This window comes from Solibacillus sp. FSL W7-1472 (assembly GCF_037969775.1).
In the GTDB taxonomy this organism is placed as follows: domain Bacteria; phylum Bacillota; class Bacilli; order Bacillales_A; family Planococcaceae; genus Solibacillus; species Solibacillus silvestris.
This window is the reverse complement of the sequence record NZ_CP150208.1, coordinates 1,439,527-1,466,463: the sequence shown is the minus strand read 5'-3', so window position 1 is coordinate 1,466,463 and position 26,937 is coordinate 1,439,527. Positions and strand designations below refer to the sequence as shown.

Below are 26,937 nucleotides of genomic sequence, written 5' to 3'. Positions count from 1 at the left end.
TTTTATGTCAAAAACGATAACAAACGAAGTTGTGGAAAAAGGCAAGCGCGCAAAAAAGGCAAGCTATTTAACAAATACCAAATCAACAGCAGAAAAAAATGAAGCATTAAGAAGTATTGCACAGCAGCTTCTTTCTGATTTGGATGTTTTGCTGGCAGAAAACGACAAAGATATTACTGCCGGTAAAGGGAATGGACTCGATCAAGCTACTATAGATCGGATTTTACTGAATGAAAACCGTATTCAGGCGATGAGCGATGCAATCTTACAGCTAATAGAATTAGAGGATCCTGTAGGTGAAGTAGTCGAACAGATTACGAAAGAAAATGGTCTGCGAATTATTAAGAAGCGTGTTCCACTCGGGGTTATCGGCATGATCTATGAAGCACGCCCGAATGTAACGATTGATGCAGCAACACTTTCGATTAAAACCGGTAATGCGGTCATTTTACGAGGCAGCTCATCTGCCAAACACTCTAATATTGCACTCGTTGCATCGATTCACCGGGCATTGGACGCTGTCAGCTATCCGAAAGATGCTGTTTTGCTTATTGAAGATACGAGCCGTGAAACAGCGAAATCTTTATTTACATTGACTGAATACTTGGATGTACTTATTCCGCGTGGCGGGAAGAACCTGATCGATTTGGTCGTGCGTGAATCAACGGTTCCTGTCCTAGAAACCGGTGCAGGGAATTGCCATATTTATTTGGATGAATTCGCTAATATTGAAATGGCAAAATCAATTGTAAAAAATGCGAAAACACAGCGTTTGTCCGTGTGCAATGCAGCGGAGAGTTTATTGCTTCACCAGAAATTTTTCCAAAACTACGGTACAGAATTTTTACATTACTTACAGGATCAACTTAAAATCAAAATCTATGGCGATAAAAAAGTGTGTGCTTTACTGCCAGAAGCAATTGAAGCAACAGAGGCACATTATGCTGAAGAATTTTTGGCGCTGACATTAAGTGTCAAAGTAGTGGAGGATGTAGCTGAAGCCGTCCATCACATTAATCTGTTCGGAACAAATCACTCGGAAGCCATTATCACGGATGATCGTCATAATGCGGATATCTTTTTAAATTCTGTTGATGCGGCAGCAGTATATCATAATGCGTCCACTCGCTTTACAGATGGATTTGAATTCGGGTATGGCGCTGAAATCGGAATTTCTACTCAAAAGCTGCATGCACGAGGCCCAATGGGTTTACCGGCATTAACATCTACAAAATATTATATTCATGGCAACGGTCAGATCCGTGATTAATATTCACCTTCTGTAAAGTAAAACTTCGATCATTGTCTGGAGGCGGAGTTTTGCCTGTGCCCCACGCTTTCGAGGCAGATACATTTTACTATCCGTTAATGCGGGATAAAGAAAGCAGGTTCATCATATGAATGTACGTTCGATGCTTAAACTTACTATTTCCATGGCTATTTTCGGCTCTATCGGCTTCTTTACAACACAAACCGGATTGCCAGCAGTGGAACTCGTTTTTGTACGCTGTATATGTGCGACAATCTTTTTAGGCGGATTGTGGTTGATTACAGGTGGTCATAAAACAGAAGATTGGAATAGAAGCGAAGTGATGAAAACAATCGTTTGCGGCATATTTCTTGTCTTAAACTGGGTGTTTTTATTTAAAGCGTTCGAAGTTATGTCAATTTCAGTCGCCATTTCGATTTATAATTTAGCTCCGATATTTGTATTAATTTTAGGTTCGGTGTTTTTGGCAGAAAAAATGGGCCTACGTTCAATTTGTGCAACAGCTATTTGCTTTTTTGGCAGCATTCTCATTATCGGTATTGAGAGCTTTACAAGCGTTTCGCAATTTATGAATTCAGGATTTATATGGGCGCTTCTTTCGGCCATTTGCTATGCACTGACAATGTTCACGAGTAAAACCATTCATGGCATGTCATCTTATGCACTAACATATATTCAAACGATTACCGGGATTATACTGTTGCTCCCATTTTGCGATTTTGCTGCTTTTGAAGGTTTAACGAATACAAACTGGCTCTACATACTTGGTACAGGTTTAATCCATACGGGATTTGTCTACTATTTATTTTTTGACAGTGTTCGAGACCTCCCTACTGTCATCGTTTCAGTACTCGTATTTGTCGATCCGGTAGTAGCCATATTATTGGATGCTTTGCTGCTATCCTTCCGACCAGATTTATTGCAAGTGCTTGGAATTGTGCTCATTTTTGGAAGTATTTTATACACCGTTTTCTATCCTAAACAAACCATAAACAAGGTAAAAACAAGTAGTTCACAATAAAATCCAAAATAGAAATAAACTCTCAATAGTGGCTGAATTTAAGCGCTTACTATTTAGAGTTTATTTTTTATTATTTAAATTGGGCCAGTTGTTGGGGAATCAATATTTTATCTGCAAACCATATTTGCTGCAGTTTTGTTTTATCCCCCATATAAATAACGACAATTTCAATATTTTTTAACTTTTTGTAGTGGGTTACAGCCGATATCCAATCTTCTTCATTTGGAAAGTCATCAAATAGTAATTCATTGCAGATTAAATAGATTTTGCCGCTACTGCTATGAGATAATTCTAACTTCAACATCGTAAAGGCATAATTAATCACACCTTTATAGTTAATCGGTTCGGTTTTAAGTCCGAATGATTTATCCAGCTCAAAGTAATAATTATAATCTGTAGTATCTTTATGTGTAATCATTTCCTGATCAATTGCGTTTATGAATGGTAAAAAAACAAAATTGTGTTCATGTTTTTGTGAAAATTCCGAAACGGCCAGTGCCAATCCTTTTTGTAAAGTAAGGCTGCGTTTCATTGATATATCTTTTTGAACACAAAATACATATGTACTGTTCGGATCCAGACCAACTTCCAGAAATTGTTCTGTCTGAAATTTGGTTTTCCAAAACAAAACTTCTGAAAAGTGCCTTGATTCAATATAACTCATTAATTTCTTTAAATTCTCATTGCTGATTGTTTCCCATATCGTGTCACCGAATAGCAGTTCTACCGCTTTGGTTTCTTCCAGGGCTTCTTCGAAAATTCTGTCGTAAATAGAATTGAACTTAAATAAATTCAAGTACCAATTATTTTGAATCTTCAAATGCATTTCGTGATAAATGTCCTTATTAACTTGATTATCGGCTTGTTCCTTCACAAATTCATTGTTAAATTTTTCGATCTTCAATGTTTTCCGCATATCCAGAAAATATTCTCTTTTAATTTTTTTCCATATGTATAGTGCTATAAAAAATTTTTTTACAGAGGAATTGGTTAAGTATTCAAAGTTCAATTTATCTAAATTTCTGGCAGAAAAAAATTCCAATATAAAAATTCGCCATTCTTTCAGTCTAATATCTCCATCTACAATTTCACTTTCATACTTTTCTCCAATTTCAAAAAGTGACCAAATATCATGAAAAAATAAATAAAAATCATCACTTTTCAATATTATGGAGTCAGTGCATTGTTCGGAATAAAGTAACTTTAACAGTGCCTCTTTACGCTCAGCGCTTAAAGAGCTAGGATTTTTCAACAATAGCTCCTCCATCATGGACCCACCTCTCTTTAGTATATTTTTAAATATATACCATATTCTCAAATTATACCATTTACCAAACTAAATAATGTAAATTTAAATAAACAAAAAAGCTGCTGACGATTATTTCGTTAGCAGCTTAAAATTTATGCTTTGCGGCTTTCTGTCATTTGTTTCCACACTGAACCTTTAGCCTCTTCTCCGCCTTCAATACGGGCAAGCGCCATTTTTGCCTGTAGTTTTACTTCGAATTCTTTATCTTCACTCGCCATTTTTAATGCGTCAATTGCATGCTCTGTACCTGCTTCATACAAGTACATTGCCGCGCGCCAGCGGACGAGTTTATTTTTGTCACCTAATGCAGCGATCATGGCCGTCTCAAATTCCGGTAATCCTAAATCACTCATACAGTCGCCTGCTGTACGGCGAACGGCTGCACTTTTATCATTCAATGCCTTCGTCAAAGCTGGAACGACCGCTACATCTTCAATCATCCCTAAATAAACGGTTGCAAGGCGTCGTATCGACATTTGCTCATCTTCCAGCGCTTTTTCGAACAAAGGAACATCCTTTACTTCCGGATCCGGTAATTGATCCAACAGCTGGAAGCGTTGTTGCCAATCTTCCACTCGCTCATATTGTTCTAAAGTCACTTCTTTACGCTCATGCGCTGCTGTGACAACTTGTTCGTTAGCAGACTGAACAATAGTTTCCACTCGATCTTGCGGATAAAGTGCATCTACTTCTTTAAGCACTTCTTGTACAACTTGTTCTTTATCGCCATAGCGAACACCAAAATCGACCCATTTTCGTTCAAAAATATAATTTTCGTCAGTCACACTGAATTGCAGACGTTTAAAAGCTGTCGTGAAACGGTCTCCAGCGCTAATTCGCACTTCTCCTTCACCATCAAATGCTTTAATTTGCAATGGAATCGCTTTGTACATTTGAACATGCACATTTACTTCCCCATAATGCTCATTCATCTCATACTCCGTGCTTTCCGTTGCCTCTCCGCCAATTGCGCGGCGAATATCGGCTAAAATATTTTCCCAAGCATATTTCGAATTACGTTCAATCGCCAGGAAGTTCGATACATGGTAAATGCCTTTTACACCTTCTACTCCAAAGATGGCTTGCATCTCAGGTGATGCCTCACCAATATTGTCTTTTGTATAATTAAAGCTTTTACCAAATGGTAAATCCTGATCGATGATTACTTTCATTGAATTTGGACTTGGTGTTGGTTCAATTGATAAAATTTTCATTGTTATGCTCCTATCCATTTACAATTTCGTCTAAATAGCTCCAACGCTCGATTAATTGCTCGTATTCCTGATTTAGTTTTTCAAGATCAGAAGTCAGTTGTTGAAGTTTTGTAAAGTCCGAACCAGCTGATGAAATTTCATCTTCAGTTGTCATAATTTTTTCTTCAACTTGAGCAATTGTATCAGCAATCGATTCCCATTCTTTCTGCTCTTTAAATGATAGCTTTTTCTTTTCTGATTTCTGTTTCTCAACTTTTGGCTTTTCCAGCTTCATTTCTTTCGCTTCCTGTTGCAGCTCGGACTCGCGTTTTGCTAAATAATCGGTATAGATATCCAGGCTTTTCGATACACCGCCTTTTCCATCCAAAATCCACAGCTTTTTCGCAATACGGTCCAAGAAGAAACGATCGTGACTGATTGTAATAACAACGCCAGGGAAGTTTTCGATGAAATCTTCAAGTACACCCAATGTTTCGATATCCAAGTCATTCGTCGGCTCGTCTAAAAGCAATACGTTTGGCTGCTCCATCAATAGACGAAGCAAGTGAAGTCTTTTGCGCTCACCGCCCGATAACTTGCTGATCGGTGTCCCGTGTGTGTTCAGCGGGAATAAAAAACGTTCAAGCATTTGCGATGCAGAATAACGAACACCGTCAGAATCGGTAATATCATTTGAAGCTTCACGGATATAATCAATCATTCGCGCATTTTCATTCATGGCAGGCAATGCTTGTTTGAAATGCAGACGCTTTACTGTGGACCCGACAATTACCTCACCTTTGTCCGGTTCAATTTCCCCTGCAAGCATGTTAAGGAGTGTCGATTTTCCGTAGCCATTTGCGCCAATTATGCCAATACGGTCCCCGTGCTGCAGTAAAAATTCGAAATCCTGAATAATGACTCGGTCTCCATAAGCTTTGGAAATCCCATCCGATTCCAATACTTTTTTTCCTAAACGTGTTGTTGCCAGTCCTAATTCCAGATCCGTCTGATCATTCGAACGGTCGATTGATTCATCTAATGCATCGAAACGCTGAATTCGAGCCTTTTGCTTTGTTGTACGGGCCTTTGCCCCACGGCGTATCCATTTTAATTCCGAACGGTAGCGGTTACGCAGTTTCGCCTGGGAAGCTGCATTTATTTCTTCACGAATTGCCCGCGCTTCCAGGAAATCCCCATACGATCCTGTATGACGGTACAATGTTTTATCTGCCAATTCATAAATATGTGTTGCTGTTTCATCCAGGAAATAACGGTCATGGGTAATAAAGATGACCGCTCCTTTTAGACGTGCTACCATTTCTTGCAGCCATTCCGTCGATGTGACATCCAAATGGTTTGTTGGCTCGTCCAGTAAATATAAGTCTGCCGGTTCAATTAATACTTTTGCCAATGCAACACGTTTTTGCTGTCCACCCGAAAGGCTCGTTACTTGCTGGTCAAACATGCCGATCCCAAGCTTCGTTAATGCTTGCTTTGCCAAAGCATTGACGTCCCAGGCATTTTCCGTGTCCATTTGTTGCTGTAATCGAAATAGTTCATTTTGCAGCTTTTCCGATTGCGGATTTTGGGACAATGCCGCTACCGCCTCTTCATAGGCACGGTTTAACTGTAATATTGGTGAATCTCCGCTAAATACAGCTTGTAAAACCGTTAAATCTTGCGGAAATTGGGGATCTTGTTCCAAATAGGCAATACGGTATTTATTCGGATGGTCAAATTCCACTGAATCCGCATCTTGTTTTCGAGCGATAATCGATAATAAAGTAGATTTTCCTGTCCCGTTTATCCCGATTAATCCTGCACGTTCCCCGTCATAAATGGTAAATTCAATATTTTGAAATAGCGTTTTATCGCCAACTGTTTTTGTTAAGTTTGATACGATTAAATGACTCATGAAATCCCGTCTCTTTCTTTTTTTAACTGCTCTAAAAATTGTACCATAAAGGCATGACGTTCTTCAGCCATTTCGCGCCCTTTTGCAGTTACCATTAAATCTTTCAATAATAAAAGCTTCTCATAAAAATGCGTAACAGAGGCTGTGGATTGACTGCGATATTGTTCTTTCGTCATATTTACACGCACTTCTTCTGCATCATCATATAACTTGCGTCCTTTCGCACCACCGTATGCGAACGTCCGCGCAATCCCTACCGCACCAATCGCATCCAGTCGGTCTGCATCCCGGACGATTTTCGACTCAACTGTTGTAATTTCCCGTTCATTGCCTCCATTAAATGAAACCTCTGCAATAACCGTTTGGATATGTTGTTTTTCCTCTTCCGTTAAATCAAGTTCATCCAGGATCCGCTGTTCCTGCTGTTTATCGACAGCATATTTTTCGTCACTGACATCATGCAGCAGCACGGCTAAACTCACGATTTTTCCACTTGCTAAAGGTTCTGATTTCAGTATTGTCATAGCGTTTTGATAGACACGCTCAATATGTTGAAAATCATGGCTTGCATCCATTGTTTCATAAATTTCTTTTACTAATTGTTCACAACGTACGATTACTTCGGACATGTTACATTCACCATTTTCTTTTTATAGTTTACATAATTATATTACCACGAGAAGTAGGATGACTTCAGTTATTTGACATGTTTATTGCTAAAAAATTCCGTCTTCCCTACTCTTGCCCTAACCCCCTCCGTAGCAACTTTTACACGAAAAATCAAGTATCCTTCATTATGCGGAGATAATTTTTGTCCAAAATGTGAACTAAATGCTTGTTTTTTACAAATTTGTGACATATACTAGAAATAAGGAAACATAAAACAGGGAAAAGGAGTGTTAATTATGCAAAGAATGATGCAAGCTGTAGCACCAAATATGAATGAAAGTCAACGTAAGGGACTAATTGTTATTTCACCAATTTTAATTGGATCGGTTGCATACGGATTAAGTGCCACTTTTATGATTGCGACTAACCTTCTACAAATCATGTTTTAATGGACGAACGTAAATTTAAACTAAATATTCACAGCAAATAAAAGAAACGTATTCGAATGAATAATCAAACGAATACGTTTCTTTTACTTTTATTAATCGCTCCGGCGTTATTTTGTCCTCAGACAGCAATTTCTTGTCGGTCGCTATATATTTTCATTTTAAAATAATCCAAGTGCACTTCCGTCTTCAGCCACATCCATATTCAGTGCTGCCGGCTGTTTTGGCAAGCCTGGCATTGTCATAATATCCCCAGTTAAGCAAACAAGGAATCCCGCACCTAACTTCGGAAGAATTTCACGAATTGTAACAACGAAATCGGTTGGTCTGCCTACTAAGCTTGGTTGATCCGATAATGAATATTGTGTTTTCGCCATACAGATCGGCAGAGTGTCCCACCCATTTTTTTCGATGACTGCTAACTGTTTTTTCGCAGCATCCGTTAATTGCACACCTGCACCACCATACACCTGTTGTACAATTTTCGTTAATTTTTGTTTCACGGTTTCTTGCAAATCATATAAATGGTGGAAAGTATTCGGCTGTTCAATTACTTCGAGTACTTTTTCGGCAAGCTCAATACCGCCTTTACCGCCTTCTTCCCAAACATTAGTGCGGGCAATCCGAACTTCATTTGCTGCGGCCCATTGTAAAACAGCTTTCAGTTCCTGTTCAGAATCCGTAATAAAACGATTTAAAGCAATGACCGGCTCTAACCCAAAGTTACGAACATTGGCTACATGCTGTGCTAAATTGGCAATACCTTGTTTTAATGCGTCCACATTTTCTTCCACTAAGTTAGCCTTTGCTACACCGCCATGCATTTTTAGTGCACGAATTGTCGCAACAATAACAACAGCGCTCGGTTTAAATCCTGCTTCACGTGCTTTAATATTTAAAAACTTCTCCGCCCCTAAATCGGAACCAAATCCTGCTTCTGTTACAACAATATCCGCAAGTTTACGTGCTGTTTGCGTTGCTGTAATTGAATTACATCCGTGGGCAATATTGGCAAATGGTCCACCATGGATCAGGGCCGGTGTGCCTTCAATTGTTTGAACCAAGTTTGGATTCATTGCTTCCTTCAAAATAAGAGCGAGTGCTCCTTCTACTTGTAAATCACCTACAGTTACCGGATTACGATCATACGTATAACCGATTACAATGCGTGCTAAACGCTGTTTCAGATCTTTCAGGCTTGTCGCCAAACAGAAAATGGCCATAATTTCAGAAGCTACTGTAATATCAAATCCGTCTTCACGAGGTACGCCTTGCATCGGACCTCCTAACCCGACCGTTACATGGCGCAGTGCACGGTCATTTAAGTCCAGTACACGCTTCCAGACAATTCGTCTTGGATCAATGTTCAATGCATTCCCTTGGTGGATATGATTATCAATCAATGCAGATAATGCATTATTCGCAGTCGTAATTGCATGGAAATCGCCATTGAAATGCAAATTGATTTGCTCCATCGGCAATACTTGTGCATAACCGCCGCCGGTAGCACCTCCTTTTACACCCATTACCGGTCCTAATGAAGGTTCTCGTAAAGCGACCATTACTCGCTTATCCAATTGGTGCAATGCATCCGCCAAACCGATTGTTACCGTTGATTTCCCTTCTCCTGCAGGTGTAGGACTTATCGCTGTTACAAGCACCACATTCGCCGTTGCTTCACCACTAATTTTACTTGTATCAATTTTTGCTTTAAAGCGACCATATTGTTCAACCGCATCTAATGGAATTTGTGCATTTTCAGCAATTTCCAAAATTGGCTTCATTGTCGCTTTGTTGGCTATTTCAATATCTGATAATGGTTTTTTCGTAGTTGTTGTCATGCTTTGCCCTGCTTTCTATATGTAGTCACTTTATTATAGTCTGTTTTGTCTGAATTAATCAAATACGCTTTAGCGTATTTGCGTCCAGATTTGGCTTTGCGCTGACGCAAAGAACTCCTTACCAAATCTGTGACATCTGCCAGCGGCTACTTCTATTAGCGTGTCTTATTTACACGCTAATAGAAGTTAAATATAAAAAGCGATGTAAATCGACAAATTATTGACAGTTCTTATCTTTATAGGATATAGTTTATTCGTAATATTCTGGAATCTTCATGTTTCATCAATTGATTTTGACAGTATCGGAGGAGAAAGCGGATGCACCAAGGCACTGTAAAATGGTTTGATAATGAAAAAGGTTATGGATTTATAGAATCTGCAGATGGTGAAGATGTTTTTGTACACTTTACTGGCATACAAGAAGAAGGATTTCGTTCACTGGATGAAGGACAAGTGGTTGAATTCGATTTAGTCGATGGTATCCGGGGTCCACAGGCAGCGAATGTTATAAAAAAATAGACAAAGCTGTAAACGAAAGATTTTCATCGTTTACAGCTTTTTTTATTTCTTATTAATTTCGTATTGTGCACCATCAATTGTAAAATGCTTTTGCTCTGTCGCACCTGATATGACGACCTTTTTTATGCCGTAGCCATGTTCGAGCATATAATCCCAGGCGACTCCATCACCGATTGGCTTGACAAATATAAGCTTCACTTCATCAAGCAGAATAATCGAATACTCTACATTCTCTTCTTCATTGACCTTTTTTAAAATTGTCGCACCACATAGTTGGGCAATTTGCTCCACTGCATCAAAATTCGGTACAACAAAATGGACAGCCTGAAGCGTTAAATTTCCTAACGGATGTTGCGCTATAATACCGCGGTCCGTTAGTTCTTTGCGTCGAAGTGTATCTGCTTCATCCCATTGAATGAAAAAAGGAAATTCAATTTTCGATTTCGGATGACCAATATAAAGCAGTTGCCAGCTTACTTCAGAGCCGTCTTCCCGTATTCGGGAATAACGTTCCGGTCCAACTACTTCCAAACCTGCTTGCGCAAATAGCTTCGCATCATGTTCAATTGTCGTTGTACGAACAGCAAAACGCGTCAATCCATCACGTCGGCGATTTTCTTTATAGCTTGCATGTAATGAATACTTCTTATCGGCAGCTTCCTGAAACTTTTCTTCATTTTCAATGCCGATCAATTCAATATAAGCCAAATCAAAGTAGCTTAGTGTATTATATGTACCCCACACTTCATGGCTTCCTCCCGGCACTACATGAAGGCCTTCTTCTTGTAATTTTAACAATGTCTGTTCTGGATATGAAACAAAATGGACGAGATGATCGAACTGGTACATGCTTCAACCTCATTTCAGTTTAAAATAGATTAAATATTCTAAATTATAACATATATAGATAATTGAAAATGAGCAAACTCCATTTAAGAAAGGACATTGATTAATGTAGTTGCAGCGTTCTTTTTCCCATCAACTTTAACAGTCTCCCCTGATTTATGAATAATATAGTGAGGCTCCATCGCACCATATAAAGATTTGGAACTATTTGCGACCATATAATCTGCTTTTGCCGTTTCCATTCTTGCAGAAGCTCGTTCCAACAAATACGTTTCATCATCCGTTGCTTCCAGTTTAAAACCGATTAATGTTGTTTCAGGCGCCCAGTTTTTAATTTGTGCCAATATTTTCGGCGCTTTTTTAAAATGGATAATCGGTGGTTCATCCGATGGCATTTTCCCTTTTTCCGTCAGCTCATGGCCATGCTGATCGAACACTTTGTCAATAAGCCAGTCTGAGCCGGCCACCGCCATAATGACATAGTCAATTTCCTCGGATTCAAGAATTGTTTTCAGCTTTTCTCCTAAGTCCTCAATACCTTCAAATTTAATAAGCTGCATCTTATTTTGATGTTCCGGCAGCTGTGTAAATACACCGTGCATATATATGACGCTCGCACCTTTTTCAAGTGCGGCTTCTGCTAAATAGCACCCCATCGTCCCTTTTGATAAGTTTGTATGGCCGCGGACATTATCCCATTTTTCAAATGTCCCGCCACTCGTTATTAATACTTTTTTTCCTGTCAGCATTGTAGTTTCCCCTTTTAGTGTTCTTCGTTTTCCAGCCACTGTTTTAATATTTCTACAAATTTTTGCGATGCCGGTGACAGCTTCTGCTTTGTCGATAAACCGAGGATCCGGTAACTTTCCTGTACTAGAGGCAGTGCCTTTACAGTATCCGGCAGCATCGAAATCGCCATTTCAGGCAGTATGCTAATACCTAGATTATGTTCTACCATTGATACGATGGCTTTTTCGTCATAAAGTTCAAAACGTATATTCGGAAATACACCATATTTCTCAAATGTTGTCATAACATCATTTGTTCCTTTATAGGAAGGCATTATAATCGGGGTATCTTCAATTTCAAATAAATCGATCTCTGCTCTATCATATAGTGGACTATGCGACGACACAATACATAACAGCGGGTCGCGTTTTAGCGGCATAAACTCGAACTGTTTGGAGCTTGTCCGATTTAAAAATCCGCAGTCGACTTCCCCCTGTAATAGCCACTGTTCAATCTCATAATAATCCCCTTCGCGCAATTCAATACGAATACCCGGAAACTGCGAATCCATAATATGAATGATGTTCGGCATCCAATGTGTAGAAATCGTCGAAATTAGGCCAATTCGAACTGTCCCTTGGCTTACACCTATAATATTGGATGCGGTCTGCTGCAGATGCTCCTCCGCCAACAATACTTTGCGCATTTCATAGAGCATTTTCATACCGTCTTCAGTCAGCGTTACACCTGTACGATTTCGGTGAATTAAATTAAATCCAAATTCCTTTTCCAAACTTGAAACCGCATGACTTACTGCCGATTGCGTCAAGCCCAAAATAGAGGCCGCTTTAGTAAAGCTATGTACTTCCGCCACTTTATTTAAAATTTCGTATTTTACTAAACTCATTATAATTCACTCCACTAATAAATTTTAAACATGAATTATTTTCATATCAATCATTATAAACATTCGTTTTACTAATCACAACATCGTGTTTTATACTGTTTTATAACAGGTCAGATTTGTAGATGATACAACATTTTCGATCTATTAATCTTATAGTTAAATTTGGCGTATAATACATATTTTTACTGGTTATTTAAAACTTACTTTTTAGAAATGTGGTGACATCTTTGAGTTTACAAGGAAAAGCAAATATTTTAATGGTGATTGTTACAATGTTTTGGGGGCTATCGTATACATTCATGGTCATGGGCCTTGAGAGTTTGGAAGCTTTTAATGTTGTGGCACTTCGATGCTTAATCGCATTTATCATTGCAGGGCTAATCTTTTTACCGAAGATGTTGCGTGTGAATATTAAAACGATTTTATATGCATCGATACAAGGCTTTTTATTGTTCACGATATTTGCCTTATCCCTATTAGGATTAAAGACGACTTCTGCAGGTAACGCAGGCTTTATATTAAGTCTAACGGTTGTATTAGTACCAATCATGACAAGCTTCATTGAAAAACGGCTTCCTTCGCGAGCAGTGAGCTTTGCCGTTGTTGCTACGATGATTGGAATTACGGTTCTGACATTGAAAGAATCTCTGACATTCCAGACAGGAGATTTATTGGTTGCGATTGCAGCAGTTTGCTATTCAATCTATTTGATATTAAACAGCAAATTCACTAAAAATGTTGAATCTATTTCTTATGGTGTCTATCAGTTAGGTATTGCCGGCTTGTTTGGCGCAGTGTTCACAATGATGTTCGAATCTCCAATGTTCCCTTCCAATTCTTCAAGTTGGATTGCTGTACTTGGATTAGGTATTATCTGTACGGCATTTTGTTTTATTGCTCAGGCTGTTGTACAACAATATACTTCTCCCACACATACCGGGTTAATCTTTTCACTTGAACCGATTTTCGCAGCTCTTTTCGCCATGATTTTCCTGGGCGAAGGATTGACTGCACAGCTTGTGATTGGTGGCGCATTTATTTTAATCGGCAATACTGTTGCTCAGTTAGAACAATTTATAGCAATGAAAAAAATTCCGGCACCTACTCACTCTGAAACTACGTTATAATAGGTAGAGACATCGCATCGAGCGTGCAATGTCTCTTTTTTTATAAATTAATGATAGAATTAACTCTATTATTGTTCTATTTTTATGTAAAGTTTAATATAATGTAAAATGCAACAATTTTTCTGATAGTTCTAAAAACATAATCAGTTTTCATAATAACAATCTGACGTTATTATTATTAGTAGCAATACTGCGACATTAGTATTTAAAAGTTGTATTAAAGGAAGTGTTACAATGATTGGACGTAATGACCCATGTCTATGCGGTAGTGGAAAAAAATACAAAAAATGTTGTGAAGGAAAAAATCAAGTAACTTCACAAAACGTTTTCCAAGATGAAATCGAAAACGTATTACAAACTTTCTATAGTAATTACCCAGAACGAAAAGATATCCGTGAATTTATGGAATTGGTTCGTACATGGGCACCGAAACTAGAAAAAAAATTACACAAGGAATTAGTGGAAGCTGTTGCATTGGACGAATACTTCTTCCATCAACGACCTGATATTTGGCAAAACTTCTTAGCAAAAACAGCTAAGAAAGCACTTCGCCCATCTATGATCGAATTATTGAAATCATGGGAACAGCCGATTTTCTTCATCGGAACTGTCGAAGATGTGCAAGATGATTACTTTACAGCTATCTCTGCTTTAACTGGCACAACATATCATATTCAGCGAGAAAGCCACAAATCAATCCCTCTAGGAATGCGTGTGTTCGCCTTTTTATTACCGGATGGTTCAAACAAGGAAAACCACGTATTAGCTGTCTCTACACTAATCTTCTTCCATAAAGAGCATGCGATTTCGTTTGAACAGTTTACAGAAGCGTACAAAACAAGTCGTTTACCTGTTGAGCAATTCACAAAAGAAAACCATTTATTATTATGGGAAGGTTTAGTCGAAAACGGCTATGAAGGGGAAGAATTTACACCTTTCGAGCAGGAAGTAGTCGAACAGTTAAAAGCATTCATGACTGAAAAAGCGATTAATAATGAGAGCTTCGTAGCGTTGGTTGAAGATTACTTAATCGAAAAGCAGCCTACAGCACGTAAAGCGGGAGCGATAGCAGCCGGTGCAGTACGATTTGGTCAGGAGAACGATTTATTTGATCAAAAATTTACTGTAAAAGAAATTGGCGAAAGCTTCAGTGTTTCCTCATCTTCTTTAAATAAATATTATCAGGAATTAAATGCTTTCTATAATGAAAAGCAACTTGTTAATAGTTAAGCACAAAACAGAAAAGCTACTTTCGAGACGTCGAAAGTAGCTTTTTATTATGCTTTTTTTCAAAATAAATCCACAAAAAAACAACTTGTAATATAGTAGTTATGCGCTACTCATTACAAGTTGTCTCTCCCTTTTTAATAAAAAAGGATTAAAAAATAAAGAAATTTTTCAACGGTAACCACTCCGCTGAAGTATTTACCTATTAAAAATAAATCTGTACCAGAGATTTATACTAGGTAAATAAGAAATACTTAATTATTATATCAAAAAAACATTATTATTCAATAGTAAGAAGAATGTTTTAAAATTATTATTTTTCGGAAACTTTCATTATCTCTTTTCCAAGAAACTGAAGCTGTTCCCCTACCGTACAAGATTCAATGCAGAAACGGTGTGCACCATGTTTACCTCGTTCTTTGCGAAGGTCCTGAATGACTAGACAATCAGCACAGTACATATCCATTAATTCATCAATATCTTTCATAACATCTACTTTATTCAAGTCATGTACCTCCCATTAATTTGTTTTACTATTGTACGTTATTTTTTTATTTTCTCCAACTTACATGTATTTGTTATACTTAAATGAACAGAACATAAAAGGAGCGAAATTATGCTAGAAGTCTATATAGATGGTGCCAGTGCCGGCAATCCAGGTCCTAGCGGGATTGGAATATTTATAAAAGGTGAAGGACAGCATGTAAAAATCAGTGAACCAATCGGTAATACGAACAATCATCAGGCTGAATTTACTGCGCTTTTACGTGGTTTGGAAGAAGCATTGAAAATCGGTTCTTCCTTTGTTTCCGTGCGCTCCGATTCAAAAATTGTTGTAAGCTCAATCGACAAAGCTTATGTGAAAAATGAGGATTTCAAACCTTATTTAGAGCAGGCCCTCTCATTGATCGAACAATTTGACCTATTTTTCATTAAATGGATTCCGGAAAAAGAAAACAAAGCAGCAGATGTTCTTGCACGTGAGGCCATATTGAAAAATAGTTAGGGCTCTTCCATGAAGCAATTTGATAAGCGGTAAAAATTATTAAGAAATCCTTCATTTTCAACCAAATTAATATTCAAAAATCTCTAAAACTAATTGTGGCAAAAAACGATCCATCTATTCCATTTAAGGAACGATGAATCGTTTTTATTATTGTTCAATTTTGTGTTTTTGACGATTAAGTACCAGCATATAAAGCGCAAATACGACAATGATGATGAATGCCGCAATGTAATATACAAATTCATAGCCAAGTTTCACTGCTACCATCCCCAATAAATATGACCCGATAGCAATCCCTATGTCAAACAGCGTAAAATAAGTGGCCGTTGCATAGCCGCTTCGCTGGATCGATGTTGACTGGATACAGAGTGACTGGAAACTTGTTGTTAACGTACCGTACCCTGCACCGATAAAGATTGCCGATAATAAGAACGGTATTTCCTGATCTGCATTCCCTAGAATAATCAGCCCTAATGCAAAAATAAAGAAGGACGGAATAATAACAAATTTTGCGCCTATTGTATCATAGATTCTTCCTGTAAACGGACGAACCGAAATCATTGCAACTGCAAATACCGCAAAGAAATAACTTGCAACACTCAGCAAGTCTTTCTGCTCGGCATACAGAGATAGAAACGACAGAACACTCGCATAAGAAAACGCGATCAAGCTAGCTAACGCGGCAAGTGGCAAGGCACTTCGTTCAAATAAATCATTAAATGAAAATTTAAAGCTGCGGTCTGTTACTACTGGTTTTGGCAAGTCCTTCGTTTGAATAGTTAATGCAAGTAAACCGCCAATTGCCACCAATACAGATAATACGATAAATAGCATATCAAATCCTGAATATTGAATAATGAGCAACCCAATAAAAGGACCGAATACGACAGCTAAGTTCGTAGACATTGCAAAATAGCCCAATCCTGCTCCTTTACGTCTTTTCGGAATAATATCGGCTGCTAAAGAGCCCGATGCAGTCGTTGCAATACTAAACCATATCCCTTGGAAAAAACGAAGTGCAAGCAAAAGCAGAAAAGGTTTAAAAAATAAGTACAACACTGTGCATGCAAAGTAAAGTACAAGACTTAAAATCAACAATCGCTTCTTGCCAAAGAGATCTAGCAGTTTTCCGCTGAATGGACGAACGATAATCGCTGAAATTAAAAATACCGTGACAAGGAGTCCGGAATCGTCATCCGATTTCCCTAACTCGCCGATAGCATATAATGGCAATGTTGTGATTAATCCGTAAAACACAAGGAATATGGACATATTTGTAAAGAATAGACTAATAAATCGTTTCGTGAAAATTTTATTTGTTTGTTCTTGAAGCTCCATTTATTCTAACCTTCCATCTTTTTTAGTAAGTGAATTAGGAGCACCTGTTCTTCCTCAGACAGATTATCAGTCATTTTTTTCTCGAACGAAACGACGGATGCTTCAATTTGAGGAAATTGTTCAATTGCTTTGGTCGTTAAATCAATCATTTTTTCACGTTTATCCGCTCCGTGAACTCTCTCCACCCATCCAAGCGTCTCCAGACGAGTGACTGTTCGCGTAACAGTTGGCGCTTCTACATCAAGGTATTTCCATATAGCTGTGAGTGTCATTGGTCCGTTTTGATGCAATAAAAAAAGAACCGTCCATTGTGAGCTGAATAGTCCATGCTGTTTTAAAACATCATTTAACTGATTTACTAAATAACGATTTTGCTGAAAAAATATATGAAATAACGGATTCATCGCAATCACTCCTTATTTACCTAACTAAATAATTTACTTTCCAATTCTACGCTTCCTAAAAACCTAAGTAAAGTAATTGAGATAAAAATGGCAAAAAAGAAGCATTTAAACTATTTTGCTAGCCTAAATGCTGTCCTTTATTTTCTGCTGTGCTCACGAATATTCAACAATGCACCAATTGCACCGGAAAATCCACAATCCTCTAAGAAAATAGGTTTATGTTTTTTTAATATAGTATAATGTTCAATTACCTTTACAAGCTGTTCATTGTCGATCAGCGTTGATCCTATATATACGATATGCTCTGTCTCATGCTGTACGGCAAGCTGAATACTTAACGTTGAAATCACTTCACCGATGAGACCCTGTGTTGTTGCCAGTACATTATTTTGTTCAAATTCACGTTGATCGGTAATCCCGACCTTCCCGAAATTACTGGCTGTTAAATTCCCGTCAATCGGTGTATCCATTCCTTGATAAATATCTTTTACGAGTAAATCAATGCCTTCCCGCTTTCCTTTGAAAGCGTTTGCTTTTATCTCATCAAAATCTGAAATCCCGGTCATAATCGTTGATAGTCCAATCAGGGTACCTCCGCCTACTCCAGTACCGCCAACCCTGGCATGAGTATTGCCATCCATATAATGAATCGATGTACCCGTACCAATATTTGTAATGATACTTTGATCAATTGTGTGGCCTTCTTTCTCCAGCAAATAGCGCACACCTTTTAAAGTTGCTTCAAATTCTACAATATATTCAATCGACTTCATCGTCTTTAAAACGTCCAGCAATTGCTCTGTGCGTCCTCCAGTTAAGCCGATTTCTTCCACTTGAGGATGATTTTCCAACCATTCTTTTACTAAATGCATTTCGTTAGATGGAAAGACCGTTAATTTAAGCTCCTGACGTTCATCTAAATAGGCAAGCTTCGTTAACGTACCCCCTGTATCAATTCCGATCCATGCTGACATAAATTAATCTCCTTTATTATCCCACGAGTGATTCGTACCCCCCTATCATAACGTAATAGGAGTCGGCATTAAAGAAAAAATTCTCCTAAAAACGGAGAATTTATTATACTTGTATTATATTTTCCTCGATTAATGCCCGTTTATAAAACTCAGAAACAAACATATGATCATACTTATTAAGTAAACGTAAAACCCTTGCTTCGTATGTATTTGTAGGTTCATCATCCAAATTAAATCTTGCAATAATCTCTTCTTTTTTCAATAAATTTACTAATGTCATCACTTCTGTTTTTGGTAAAGTTACTTGATGTAATTTCAATATTTTTGACATTGAACGTAATGCCGTTCGTGAAATTAAAATTTTACCGGACATATTTTCGGAAATCTGTTGCAACAGCTGCTTTGCCTGCACATTCGGTTTAATCGAAACTTTTTCCACTGTTGTCATTTCCCCATCTTCTCCTTGACGTTCAACCATTTGAACAGTAAAAGGAAGCTCATCACGGAAAGTTTCCATTGATTGAATCGTTATCCCGTTATCCTCGATTTTGCAATTTGTCGCAGAAATGACAAGCTCATATGTCGTTTCCAGCATTTTGAAATTTGTCAGCAATAAAATAAAATCATTCGTCTGCTGCTGTTCAATGATTTTATCTCCATCCACTTTAACAAAGATTGAGAGCAGACTTGCCGCATCAGCTAATGCCCGGTGCTGTGTTTCGTTTTCCAATCCAAGCTGTGCCATTAACCCGCCTAATGAAGGCTGCTCTTTTAAACCGTTTGCAATCATATATTTTTGCTGAAAATCGATCATTGGATATAAGCAATCGTTTTTTATGTAATTGCGTGACAGCTCTTCTTCTAATACTTTCCGATCAAATTCACCAAATGTTAAAAATACATAATCCTGCTTACACCAGCGTTTAAATTTAGTAAAAGCTTCTTTAAAAGAAGGTGCATCAACTAGCTGCTCTGTGGTAATACCAGTTAACTTTTGAATATGCGCGTTCAGTTTTTTGAATTTATAAGGCTGAATAAGCTGCGTAAATGTTTCTGTTGTACCATCTGGCAACCATTTAACCGCACCAATTTCAATAATATACTGCTTACCGCGTATAAGGGCGGCTTCTATATCTATACTTATATATGTTTTCGTTCGTCCCAAATTTTTCACCTACACCGAATATATCTATATTTAATAGGTAATGAGTATTCCTATTAAAGATTAACCTCTTTCATTGTATATGAAAATTTGTGATATGACACGATAATGTTCGTTTATTCCATACAATTCGTGTTAAAAGGCTCGAAAAAATGTGATTTTCTTATAAATACTTATCATTGCCATTAACTAACCTTCAAATTTATTTTAACAAAGCCTCAATGAACCTGGTTTTAAGTTTTTCCCAATCTTCCACAATGACACTATACATAATGGTATGACGAATTGTTCCTTCTTTTCGAATCATATGATTGCGTAAAACGCCTTCTTTTACTGCACCAATGCGTTCAATGGCTTTTTGTGAACGGTAATTTTCGTGCCCTGTTTTAATTTGAATACGATTTAAATTAAGTACTTCAAAACAGTATTGGAATAATAAAAACTTACAATTTGTATTAATCGCTGAACGCCAAACAGTCGGGTTATACCACGTAGCCCCTATTTCCAGCCGTTTATGGGGAAATGAAATATCAAGAAAAGATGTACAGCCTACAATGTTATCCGTTTTTTTCTCGATCACCGCAAACATATATGAAATGCCTTTTTCTCTTTCTTTAATCGCATTTTCGATATAGTTCTCAACTGCTTCCTGCGTAAGCAATGTTACCGACATATGCTCCCAAATCCGCTCGTCATTCGCAGCATTTGCAATAGCTTCAATATCGCTCATTTGGACCGGTCTTAATTTGACGATGTCGTTTTCTACTATTATTTCTTCCATAAATTTCTCCTTTTCACTTATTCAAATTTCGGAGATTTTAAATAATTGTTCGTCATAATCGAACATTGCATTTTTCATTACTGTACTTTTAAAAAGTTCGGTTACTGTATAAGCAGCCTGCTCAATCGCTGTAGTGCCTACTAATGTCGGATAACTACCCATTAATTGCGTTACAAAATCATTTTCTAATGTATGGTAGGCTTTAAATTGATGAAGCTTTTTTTGTTCATTTAATATTTGGACTGTTAACGTCAACTCCCGCAATACTTCAAGCATCTTCATCGCATATATTAAATTCCCGCGTCGAACTTCAATACGCAACTTTCTTAAATGATAGGCATATTCAAATGTAATATTGAACTTATTCATATAAGGCTGATCTTGCTTTAAAAAATTTTCATTTTCTTCAATCATTTTTGACTGAACTCCACCATTACGATCAAAAACAAGTTTCCATAAAGGGGATTTTACATTCAGATGAGGGGTTGATAATACAGATAAATTCATTTCTAGTCCATTTTCAAAGAAAGGTATAAGTAAAAAAATCTCATCGCTGAACTTTCCTTCCTTTATATAAAAGGCACCCATCCTTTGTAGCTCAGCTTTAATGAAATCTTTTGCCAAACCTACCTGTTCTGTCGTTGCTATCATTAAATCAATATCAGAGTATCGATCACTGTAGCCAATAGTTCCAGAGCCTAACTGGATAATGCCTTCCACATCCTGGATTCCTTTAATCTTAGATACTACATTTTGAAAATAATTTTCTCTTTCGTTCTTTGTATACATATAGCATGACTCCTATATTCACTATCGGATGGATTGCAGTTGAGATAGGTTGCGCACAAATTCCGAGAACTTTTTTTCTTCTTCAATAACCGGGTGGTGGTTACTCTCTGCAAATGTCGTCAATGTCGCATTCGCCAGTAAATCCGCTGCTTCCACTGCAAATTCATATGGACATTGCGCATCGTATAAACCGCCGTATATATAAGCTCTTGTTTTCACAGTCGGTAATTGTGGTCGCAAATCGAAGTTGGGCAGCTCTTTATATGAAAAATAATCCAGTCTTTTCGAAACTGTTTTTCCGCTGTTCGGACGACTTATCATATTGTCATAGTTTTGTTCTTTGTATAGCGACATAAGCGCCCATTCTTTAGAACCCGCTCTTCTTTGTTCGACCGTTGAAGATGGATCTCGAAGCATCGCTAAAATCTCAAGAATTCTTTTATTGTTCGGATTTTCCTTGCAGTAAATACTTGCGGGATGATGCATATATTCTGCAGAAGCACAAAGACCGCCAGCTACGAGAAATTCTACACTTTCCGGATGCAAAATAGCATAGTTTAATGCCAGCATCCCGCCTGTTGAATGCCCGGCAAATCCCCATATATCAAAACCTAATGCTAAACGTATTGCCTCCAGATCCTCTACGCTATCGTGCATGCCATAATTAAAAACAGACACATCATCCGTTGATTTTCCACAGCCACGTAAGTTCACTAAATGCACTTTATAATACGGGACAAACATTTCCGCAAAGCGATTCCCGTTTTCGTTAAATTCACTGTATAAATGCGTTACACAGACCGGATTCCCTTCGCCTTTTGTAAAAACTTCAAAAATTCCACGCTTCGTTTCAATTAGCTGCTGTTCCCACATAGTCCCACCCCTTATTTTTCCAATATTCTAATAAATTTTCGCATAGTTGGTCTGGGGATACAATGAGTATTTAATATTTTTATCTTTATATTTAAATATCGATTAAATACTGTTGTTGACTTTTAAATCGTTCAAAGAAAATTTAATTCTTTACATACTTTCCGGTGATTTTATTCCCAGTAACTTCAAACCATCCTTTAAAACGGTTGCTACTGCAAAACATAACTGTAAACGACTTTCTAGCTGTTCATCTTCCACTAAAATCTTTGTATTTGCATAATATTTATTGAATATCCGCGCTAATTGCAATACATATTTCGCAATTAAGGAAGGATCTACTTGTTCGAAACTATCTGTAATTACTTGAGGATATTGTTGCAGCAGCTTAATAACCTCCCAAGCTGAATTCTCTAATTCCATCACCGTTACTTCATTACTTGCTGTATACTTTGCTTTTTCTAAAATGGAATGGATCCGGGCGTGCGTATATTGTACATAAGGACCTGTTTCACCTTCAAAATTCAACATTTGAGGTAATGAAAATTCAATATCGTTTAAGCGGAAGTTCTTTAAATCATTAAATATTACCGCGCCAATCCCTACTTGGTCAGCAACATTCTGTTTATTATTTAACGTCGGATTTTTTTCCTCTATATTTCTCGACGCTGTTTCCACTGCTTCTTTTAATACATCCTTCAATAAAATGACTCTGCCTTTACGTGTGGACATCTTTTTCCCATCTTTCAACATCATTCCAAATGGTACATGTTTCAGATTTCCCGACCATGGATAGCCCATTTTTGAGATAACTTGAAATACTTGTTTGAAATGCAGTGTTTGCTCATTCCCTACCACATAGAAAACTTGGGATGGTTCATATTGCGCCTGTCTATAAAAAGCTGCGGCTAAATCACGGGTAGCATATAATGTTGCACCATCCTGTTTTGTTATTAAACAAGGTGGCATATCTTCAAGCTCAACAACATTCGCACCATCCGACTCTGTGAGTAATTGCTTCTTTTTTAATTCATCAACAACAGACTGCATTTTTTCATTATAAAAAGCTTCCCCTTCATACGTATCAAACTGAATATGAAGCTGCTCGTAGATTTGCTTAAATTCTTCTAAGGAGGCACTTTTAAACCAGGTCCATAATGCCATTGCCTGTGGATCATTATCTTCGAGCGCTTTAAATGCCGATCTTGCTTCCTCATTTAAGGATTCATTTGTTTCTGCCTCATCATGGAACTTCACGTATAGCTTCAAAAGTTCTTCAATAGATGATTGTTGAACACGTTCTTTTTCTCCCCACAATTGGAATGCCACAAGCAATTTACCGAATTGGGTACCCCAGTCGCCAAGATGATTTATCCGAATGACATTGTATCCGTTCTTTTCTGCAATATTTGCAAGAGCATTTCCAATGACCGTAGAACGAAGATGCCCCATTGAGAATGGCTTTGCAATATTCGGTGATGAAAAATCAATCACGATATTCTTCTGCTGTATTTCTTGTTGTCCATATGATTCGTGAGCGATCATAATTTTGGCCATGACGTCTCTTGTCACCTGTAACTTATTTAAAAATAAATTTATATAGCCTCCAACAACATGAACTTCCTGAATAAAATCACTTTTAATATTGTCGCCTATTTCTATAGCGATAACATTTGGGGCTTTCTTTAATGATTTAGCAAGCGTAAAGCATGGGAAAGCTATATCCCCTAAATGCTGATACTTTGGCCTTTCTAATAGTTGTTCAATTTCGATATTTGTTATTATTTTCTGCGGCACAGCATCTTGAATAATTGATGCAATTTTTTTATACATATTATCTCCTCCCAATATAAAAAGCCCCCGTCTCAAAAATAGAGACGAGAGCTTCAAATTCCCGTGGTACCACTCTAGTTGCCACAAATTGTGACCACTTTCCATTAATAACGAGGTGACTCCCCGGCAGGTCCTACTTATGTTCAGACTGCTTCTCCAAAGTGCGCTTCATTTACATATTTTGCACCAGGCTCTCACCAATCCCCAGCTCGCTTACCAAAAAAATTGTAAATTACTGTCTTTTTCATCGAATTTAAATTTACTGAATTATATCCATTAAGGATAATCAATGTCAATATAAATTGTATGCAAATTTAATTACTAAATAATCGTTGTTATTAGATAATCTGAGGTGGATATTAGTCAATTGCGACTATATTTTAGAAAATTACCGGAAATATAGGCAGTATGCTAAGTTTTTCAGTTACTAAGGGGGCTTTCAAATATCTGGAATTACCTTTATTGGAACAGTTGACACGTTTATTAGAAGATGCTTATGACATATTAGAACAACCGGACGCTTTATTCGACAATCTTGACCACTTATTTGAACAACTGACAACTATATTAGAAAATAAGTTTTTTATTAGAAGATTTTAAAATATATTAGAACAATACTCAAGTTTATTAGATAATAAATTCACTCTGATCGCAACGCATAAAAAAACTACTGAAATCATTGTCTCAGTAGTTTTAGTTCAGTAAGCCTTTAGCAGCGGCATAACTTATATTTATTCATTTCCCTTAGTTTCAGGGATGCTTGAGAAAAATTTGCGTCCAATATAAGTTTGGACAATTAAGAATAACCCTCCGACTGCCCAGTACAGTGGGAGTGCAGCCATCGAAGACAATGAAATAATGACAATCATAATCGGCGATACGTAAATCATCAGTTTCATTTGATTCTTCTGAGCTTCTGGTACGGTTTGAAGCGAGACTTTCGCTTGTACAAAATATACGACACCTGCGATTGCAGTCATCCAAATATCCGTAGAGCCAAGGTCAAACCATAGGAATGAATGTGTTTTAATTTCAGCTGAATATAAAATCGCATAGTATAAGCCCATAATAATCGGCATTTGTATAAGCGCTGGCAGGCAGCCCATATTTAACGGATTAATATTATGTTCTTTGTAGAGCGACATCATTTCCTGCTGAACTGTCATTCTTTCTTCCGGAGTTTTTGCTGCTTTTAAACGTGTCTGGATATCCTCCATTTGCGGGCGGACAAAATCCATTTTCACTTTCATTGTAGCTTGACTGCGGTAAGTTTTAAGCATAAACGGCATTAGTACGAGACGAATAATTAAAATAATAGCAATAATAGCCAAACCATAGCTGCCGTTAAATAATTCACCAAATGTGTTTAGTGTCCAATCCATCGGACGTACAAATGTTGAATAGAAGAAGCCTTCTTTGTTCTCAACACTCTCACAACCTGCCAGTAAAAGTGGAACGGTTAGAAGGAAAACACTAAGTTTTAAGTTTTTCATAGTTCACCTGCTCAACAATCTTGTAATTCGTTTATATCTTAAAATATTTTTCAAAAAAAGAACAGTAATTACTCTTATAAATATTAAGTATTTTTAATATGAACGCAATAAAAATTAATATTTTTTACACTTGCACTCCCAGATCTCCGGTGTTATGCGGTTTAGGAGACATATTTATACATGTATTCATCCGTATCGCATTCCCTACTTCTTTAACAGGCTTCCTAAAATTTCATTGTTATGTGTTCCTGCATGTACTCCGACTGTCCCATACGAAGCTTTGAAGAGATTGGACTTAATCGGACATGCAATTTGTTTTTGGGTTGTTCCATCCGGCTTTGCTATTTCCACAAACATATCCCGGTCCTTGAAAAGCGGGTGTGCAACCGTTTCTTCAAAGGTCAATACCGGTTCAACACAAGCATCCACTTCGAAGAAAATAGAGTGCCATTCATCAAGCGTCTTTTGCAGGAAAATACTTTGCAGCTGTTCTTTCATCTTTGCAATATCTTCCGGTTTATTACTCATCGCTAATGGAAGTAAATCCGGATGACCGATTGCCTGACATAACTGCTGTCTGAATTTCGGTTCAAGACTGCCGACAGAAAGGTACCGACCATCCAGCGTTTCATAATAACCATATAACGAGCCGCCGTTTAGGATCAGCTCTTCACGTGGCAGCGGTTTTCCTTCTGCTAAATAATCCTGGGCAAATAAGGCATTTAGCGTTAATGCGCAGTCCGTCATACTAATATCAAGATGCTGCCCTACCCCCGTTTTATCCCGATAAATGACAGCCGATAAAATACCGATCACTGCATGCATTGATCCACCTGCCAAGTCGGCCACCTGAAAACCTATATTTGCCGGGCCATTTTCTTTCGTGCCGGAGTAGCCTTGCACTCCCGACAAGGATATATAATTAATATCATGCCCGCCACGCTCACGATATAGACCTGTTTGACCATAGCCTGTAATGGAACAGTAAATTAAGCCAGGATTGATGGCTTTAAGCGTTTCATAATCGAGACCAAGGCGCGCCATCACGCCAGGCCGGAACTGCTCAACTACAATATCATATTTCTGCTCCTTTAAAAGCTCCTTTAGCGATTTGACTACTTCCGGAGACTTCAAATCGACCGCCAGCGACTTTTTAGAACGCTGCAAATAATCATTCGGCCCCCATTGCTTCCCTTCTTCTACCGGTTTGGTAACATGAACAACTTCCGCTCCAAGATCCGCCAGCATCATCGTCGCAAACGGGCCTGGCAATAATGTGGAGAAATCCAGCACTTTTAATCCTTTTAACAGCATAAATCTTTCAT

26 protein-coding genes and 1 other annotated feature are annotated in these 26,937 nt (G+C 37.7%); of the genes, 7 read left to right on the top strand and 19 right to left on the bottom strand.

All coding sequences use genetic code 11. The features are described 5' to 3' along the window. Positions 1-4: 4 nt before the first annotated feature. Both MKY07_RS07130 and MKY07_RS07125 read left to right on the top strand, forming a co-directional pair. On the top strand, positions 5-1,270 hold the full coding sequence (locus MKY07_RS07130; protein ID WP_339264211.1) for a glutamate-5-semialdehyde dehydrogenase: 1,266 nt from the start codon (positions 5-7) through the stop codon (positions 1,268-1,270). Positions 1,271-1,397: 127 nt separating this feature from the next. Continuing rightward, complete coding sequence (locus MKY07_RS07125) at positions 1,398-2,291, top strand: DMT family transporter (protein ID WP_339264210.1); 894 nt, start codon at positions 1,398-1,400, stop codon at positions 2,289-2,291. A gap of 70 nt (positions 2,292-2,361) precedes the next feature. Here MKY07_RS07125 and MKY07_RS07120 read toward each other — a convergent pair whose 3' ends face one another. The 4 genes from MKY07_RS07120 to MKY07_RS07105 all read right to left on the bottom strand — a co-directional run bounded on the left by MKY07_RS07120 (position 2,362) and on the right by MKY07_RS07105 (position 7,340). After that, the gene (locus tag MKY07_RS07120) at positions 2,362-3,558 is read right to left on the bottom strand and encodes an aldehyde dehydrogenase (protein WP_065217155.1); all 1,197 of its coding nucleotides are present in this window, start codon (positions 3,556-3,558) and stop codon (positions 2,362-2,364) included. Positions 3,559-3,692: 134 nt separating this feature from the next. Next, positions 3,693-4,814 carry a virulence factor gene (locus MKY07_RS07115; protein ID WP_339264209.1) on the bottom strand — a complete coding sequence of 374 codons (1,122 nt, stop codon included), beginning with the start codon at positions 4,812-4,814 and terminating at the stop codon, positions 3,693-3,695. Positions 4,815-4,824: 10 nt separating this feature from the next. Next, a complete protein-coding gene (locus MKY07_RS07110) occupies positions 4,825-6,711 on the bottom strand; it encodes an ABC-F family ATP-binding cassette domain-containing protein (RefSeq protein ID WP_339264208.1) in 1,887 nt (628 codons plus the stop codon). Further along, a complete protein-coding gene (locus tag MKY07_RS07105) occupies positions 6,708-7,340 on the bottom strand; it encodes a phosphohydrolase (protein WP_008404728.1) in 633 nt (210 codons plus the stop codon). Before MKY07_RS07105 ends, MKY07_RS07110 begins: the two co-directional genes overlap by 4 nt. 276 nt (positions 7,341-7,616) lie before the next feature. Here MKY07_RS07105 and MKY07_RS07100 point away from each other — a divergent pair, with 276 nt between their 5' ends. Continuing rightward, a complete protein-coding gene (locus MKY07_RS07100) occupies positions 7,617-7,769 on the top strand; it encodes a hypothetical protein (protein WP_008404730.1) in 153 nt (50 codons plus the stop codon). A gap of 158 nt (positions 7,770-7,927) precedes the next feature. Here the strand turns inward: MKY07_RS07100 and MKY07_RS07095 are convergent, their stop codons facing one another. Then, on the bottom strand, positions 7,928-9,607 hold the full coding sequence (locus MKY07_RS07095; protein WP_339264206.1) for a formate--tetrahydrofolate ligase: 1,680 nt from the start codon (positions 9,605-9,607) through the stop codon (positions 7,928-7,930). Positions 9,608-9,925: 318 nt separating this feature from the next. On the opposite strand from MKY07_RS07095, the gene MKY07_RS07090 reads away from it, so the two are divergent. Further along, positions 9,926-10,126 (top strand): cold shock domain-containing protein, encoded by a 201-nt coding sequence (locus MKY07_RS07090; RefSeq protein WP_008404734.1) that lies wholly within the window; start codon positions 9,926-9,928, stop codon positions 10,124-10,126. Positions 10,127-10,168: 42 nt separating this feature from the next. Here MKY07_RS07090 and MKY07_RS07085 read toward each other — a convergent pair whose 3' ends face one another. From MKY07_RS07085 to MKY07_RS07075, 3 genes are all read right to left on the bottom strand, one after another. Then, positions 10,169-10,975 carry a VOC family protein gene (locus MKY07_RS07085; protein ID WP_339264204.1) on the bottom strand — a complete coding sequence of 269 codons (807 nt, stop codon included), beginning with the start codon at positions 10,973-10,975 and terminating at the stop codon, positions 10,169-10,171. Positions 10,976-11,058: 83 nt separating this feature from the next. Then, positions 11,059-11,721, bottom strand: coding sequence for a phosphopantothenoylcysteine decarboxylase (locus tag MKY07_RS07080; RefSeq protein WP_065217160.1), 663 nt, complete (start codon positions 11,719-11,721; stop codon positions 11,059-11,061). Between the two features lie 14 nt (positions 11,722-11,735). Continuing rightward, entirely contained in the window at positions 11,736-12,608 is an 873-nt protein-coding gene (locus tag MKY07_RS07075; protein ID WP_014824237.1) for a LysR family transcriptional regulator, read from the bottom strand. 227 nt (positions 12,609-12,835) lie between these two features. On the opposite strand from MKY07_RS07075, the gene MKY07_RS07070 reads away from it, so the two are divergent. Beyond that, on the top strand, positions 12,836-13,735 hold the full coding sequence (locus tag MKY07_RS07070; protein WP_339264203.1) for a DMT family transporter: 900 nt from the start codon (positions 12,836-12,838) through the stop codon (positions 13,733-13,735). Positions 13,736-13,969: 234 nt separating this feature from the next. Further along, complete coding sequence (locus MKY07_RS07065) at positions 13,970-14,965, top strand: SEC-C metal-binding domain-containing protein (RefSeq protein WP_339264202.1); 996 nt, start codon at positions 13,970-13,972, stop codon at positions 14,963-14,965. Positions 14,966-15,275: 310 nt separating this feature from the next. On the opposite strand, the gene MKY07_RS07060 is transcribed toward MKY07_RS07065, so the two are convergent. Further along, complete coding sequence (locus MKY07_RS07060) at positions 15,276-15,467, bottom strand: zinc-finger domain-containing protein (RefSeq protein ID WP_008404740.1); 192 nt, start codon at positions 15,465-15,467, stop codon at positions 15,276-15,278. A 111-nt stretch (positions 15,468-15,578) separates the two neighbouring features. Here MKY07_RS07060 and MKY07_RS07055 point away from each other — a divergent pair, with 111 nt between their 5' ends. Beyond that, the gene (locus tag MKY07_RS07055) at positions 15,579-15,968 is read left to right on the top strand and encodes a reverse transcriptase-like protein (RefSeq protein WP_339264201.1); all 390 of its coding nucleotides are present in this window, start codon (positions 15,579-15,581) and stop codon (positions 15,966-15,968) included. Between the two features lie 147 nt (positions 15,969-16,115). On the opposite strand, the gene MKY07_RS07050 is transcribed toward MKY07_RS07055, so the two are convergent. From MKY07_RS07050 to MKY07_RS07005, 10 genes are all read right to left on the bottom strand, one after another. After that, on the bottom strand, positions 16,116-17,306 hold the full coding sequence (locus MKY07_RS07050) for an MFS transporter (protein WP_251688694.1): 1,191 nt from the start codon (positions 17,304-17,306) through the stop codon (positions 16,116-16,118). 5 nt (positions 17,307-17,311) lie between these two features. Then, the gene (locus MKY07_RS07045; RefSeq protein ID WP_014824240.1) at positions 17,312-17,710 is read right to left on the bottom strand and encodes a MarR family transcriptional regulator; all 399 of its coding nucleotides are present in this window, start codon (positions 17,708-17,710) and stop codon (positions 17,312-17,314) included. A gap of 137 nt (positions 17,711-17,847) precedes the next feature. Further along, positions 17,848-18,684: a type II pantothenate kinase gene (gene coaW / locus MKY07_RS07040; protein WP_014824241.1), complete on the bottom strand. Its 837-nt coding sequence runs from the start codon at positions 18,682-18,684 to the stop codon at positions 17,848-17,850. 103 nt (positions 18,685-18,787) lie between these two features. Continuing rightward, positions 18,788-19,858 carry a 3'-5' exonuclease gene (locus tag MKY07_RS07035; protein WP_339264200.1) on the bottom strand — a complete coding sequence of 357 codons (1,071 nt, stop codon included), beginning with the start codon at positions 19,856-19,858 and terminating at the stop codon, positions 18,788-18,790. A 190-nt stretch (positions 19,859-20,048) separates the two neighbouring features. Continuing rightward, positions 20,049-20,627 (bottom strand): GNAT family protein, encoded by a 579-nt coding sequence (locus tag MKY07_RS07030; RefSeq protein WP_008404747.1) that lies wholly within the window; start codon positions 20,625-20,627, stop codon positions 20,049-20,051. A gap of 21 nt (positions 20,628-20,648) precedes the next feature. Continuing rightward, entirely contained in the window at positions 20,649-21,416 is a 768-nt protein-coding gene (locus MKY07_RS07025) for a hypothetical protein (protein ID WP_339264199.1), read from the bottom strand. Between the two features lie 21 nt (positions 21,417-21,437). Beyond that, entirely contained in the window at positions 21,438-22,289 is an 852-nt protein-coding gene (locus MKY07_RS07020) for an alpha/beta hydrolase (RefSeq protein WP_339264198.1), read from the bottom strand. Between the two features lie 150 nt (positions 22,290-22,439). Further along, complete coding sequence (argS, locus tag MKY07_RS07015; RefSeq protein WP_339264197.1) at positions 22,440-24,119, bottom strand: arginine--tRNA ligase; 1,680 nt, start codon at positions 24,117-24,119, stop codon at positions 22,440-22,442. A gap of 37 nt (positions 24,120-24,156) precedes the next feature. Continuing rightward, positions 24,157-24,376 (bottom strand) — a binding site (T-box leader). Between the two features lie 474 nt (positions 24,377-24,850). Further along, the gene (gene yidC, locus MKY07_RS07010) at positions 24,851-25,612 is read right to left on the bottom strand and encodes a membrane protein insertase YidC (protein WP_008404756.1); all 762 of its coding nucleotides are present in this window, start codon (positions 25,610-25,612) and stop codon (positions 24,851-24,853) included. 204 nt (positions 25,613-25,816) lie between these two features. Continuing rightward, the gene (locus tag MKY07_RS07005) at positions 25,817-26,926 is read right to left on the bottom strand and encodes a CaiB/BaiF CoA-transferase family protein (protein ID WP_339264196.1); all 1,110 of its coding nucleotides are present in this window, start codon (positions 26,924-26,926) and stop codon (positions 25,817-25,819) included. Between the last annotated feature and the right edge of the window lie 11 nt (positions 26,927-26,937).

Bases quoted from the DNA above. Each gene is read 5' to 3' on its own strand.
- coaW (WP_014824241.1), bottom strand. From the start codon at position 18,684: ATGTCAGCATGGATCGGAATTGATACAGGGGGTACGTTAACGAAGCTT.
- MKY07_RS07025 (WP_339264199.1), bottom strand. From the start codon at position 21,416: ATGTATACAAAGAACGAAAGAGAAAATTATTTTCAAAATGTAGTATCT.
- MKY07_RS07120 (WP_065217155.1), bottom strand. From the start codon at position 3,558: ATGGAGGAGCTATTGTTGAAAAATCCTAGCTCTTTAAGCGCTGAGCGT.
- MKY07_RS07045 (WP_014824240.1), bottom strand. From the start codon at position 17,710: ATGAATCCGTTATTTCATATATTTTTTCAGCAAAATCGTTATTTAGTA.
- MKY07_RS07020 (WP_339264198.1), bottom strand. From the start codon at position 22,289: ATGTGGGAACAGCAGCTAATTGAAACGAAGCGTGGAATTTTTGAAGTT.
- MKY07_RS07090 (WP_008404734.1), top strand. From the start codon at position 9,926: ATGCACCAAGGCACTGTAAAATGGTTTGATAATGAAAAAGGTTATGGA.
- MKY07_RS07030 (WP_008404747.1), bottom strand. From the start codon at position 20,627: ATGGAAGAAATAATAGTAGAAAACGACATCGTCAAATTAAGACCGGTC.
- MKY07_RS07050 (WP_251688694.1), bottom strand. From the start codon at position 17,306: ATGGAGCTTCAAGAACAAACAAATAAAATTTTCACGAAACGATTTATT.
- yidC (WP_008404756.1), bottom strand. From the start codon at position 25,612: ATGAAAAACTTAAAACTTAGTGTTTTCCTTCTAACCGTTCCACTTTTA.
- MKY07_RS07055 (WP_339264201.1), top strand. From the start codon at position 15,579: ATGCTAGAAGTCTATATAGATGGTGCCAGTGCCGGCAATCCAGGTCCT.
- MKY07_RS07005 (WP_339264196.1), bottom strand. From the start codon at position 26,926: ATGCTGTTAAAAGGATTAAAAGTGCTGGATTTCTCCACATTATTGCCA.
- MKY07_RS07125 (WP_339264210.1), top strand. From the start codon at position 1,398: ATGAATGTACGTTCGATGCTTAAACTTACTATTTCCATGGCTATTTTC.
- MKY07_RS07130 (WP_339264211.1), top strand. From the start codon at position 5: ATGTCAAAAACGATAACAAACGAAGTTGTGGAAAAAGGCAAGCGCGCA.
- MKY07_RS07110 (WP_339264208.1), bottom strand. From the start codon at position 6,711: ATGAGTCATTTAATCGTATCAAACTTAACAAAAACAGTTGGCGATAAA.
- MKY07_RS07085 (WP_339264204.1), bottom strand. From the start codon at position 10,975: ATGTACCAGTTCGATCATCTCGTCCATTTTGTTTCATATCCAGAACAG.
- MKY07_RS07100 (WP_008404730.1), top strand. From the start codon at position 7,617: ATGCAAAGAATGATGCAAGCTGTAGCACCAAATATGAATGAAAGTCAA.
- MKY07_RS07105 (WP_008404728.1), bottom strand. From the start codon at position 7,340: ATGTCCGAAGTAATCGTACGTTGTGAACAATTAGTAAAAGAAATTTAT.
- MKY07_RS07095 (WP_339264206.1), bottom strand. From the start codon at position 9,607: ATGACAACAACTACGAAAAAACCATTATCAGATATTGAAATAGCCAAC.
- MKY07_RS07115 (WP_339264209.1), bottom strand. From the start codon at position 4,814: ATGAAAATTTTATCAATTGAACCAACACCAAGTCCAAATTCAATGAAA.
- MKY07_RS07075 (WP_014824237.1), bottom strand. From the start codon at position 12,608: ATGAGTTTAGTAAAATACGAAATTTTAAATAAAGTGGCGGAAGTACAT.
- MKY07_RS07080 (WP_065217160.1), bottom strand. From the start codon at position 11,721: ATGCTGACAGGAAAAAAAGTATTAATAACGAGTGGCGGGACATTTGAA.
- argS (WP_339264197.1), bottom strand. From the start codon at position 24,119: ATGTATAAAAAAATTGCATCAATTATTCAAGATGCTGTGCCGCAGAAA.
- MKY07_RS07065 (WP_339264202.1), top strand. From the start codon at position 13,970: ATGATTGGACGTAATGACCCATGTCTATGCGGTAGTGGAAAAAAATAC.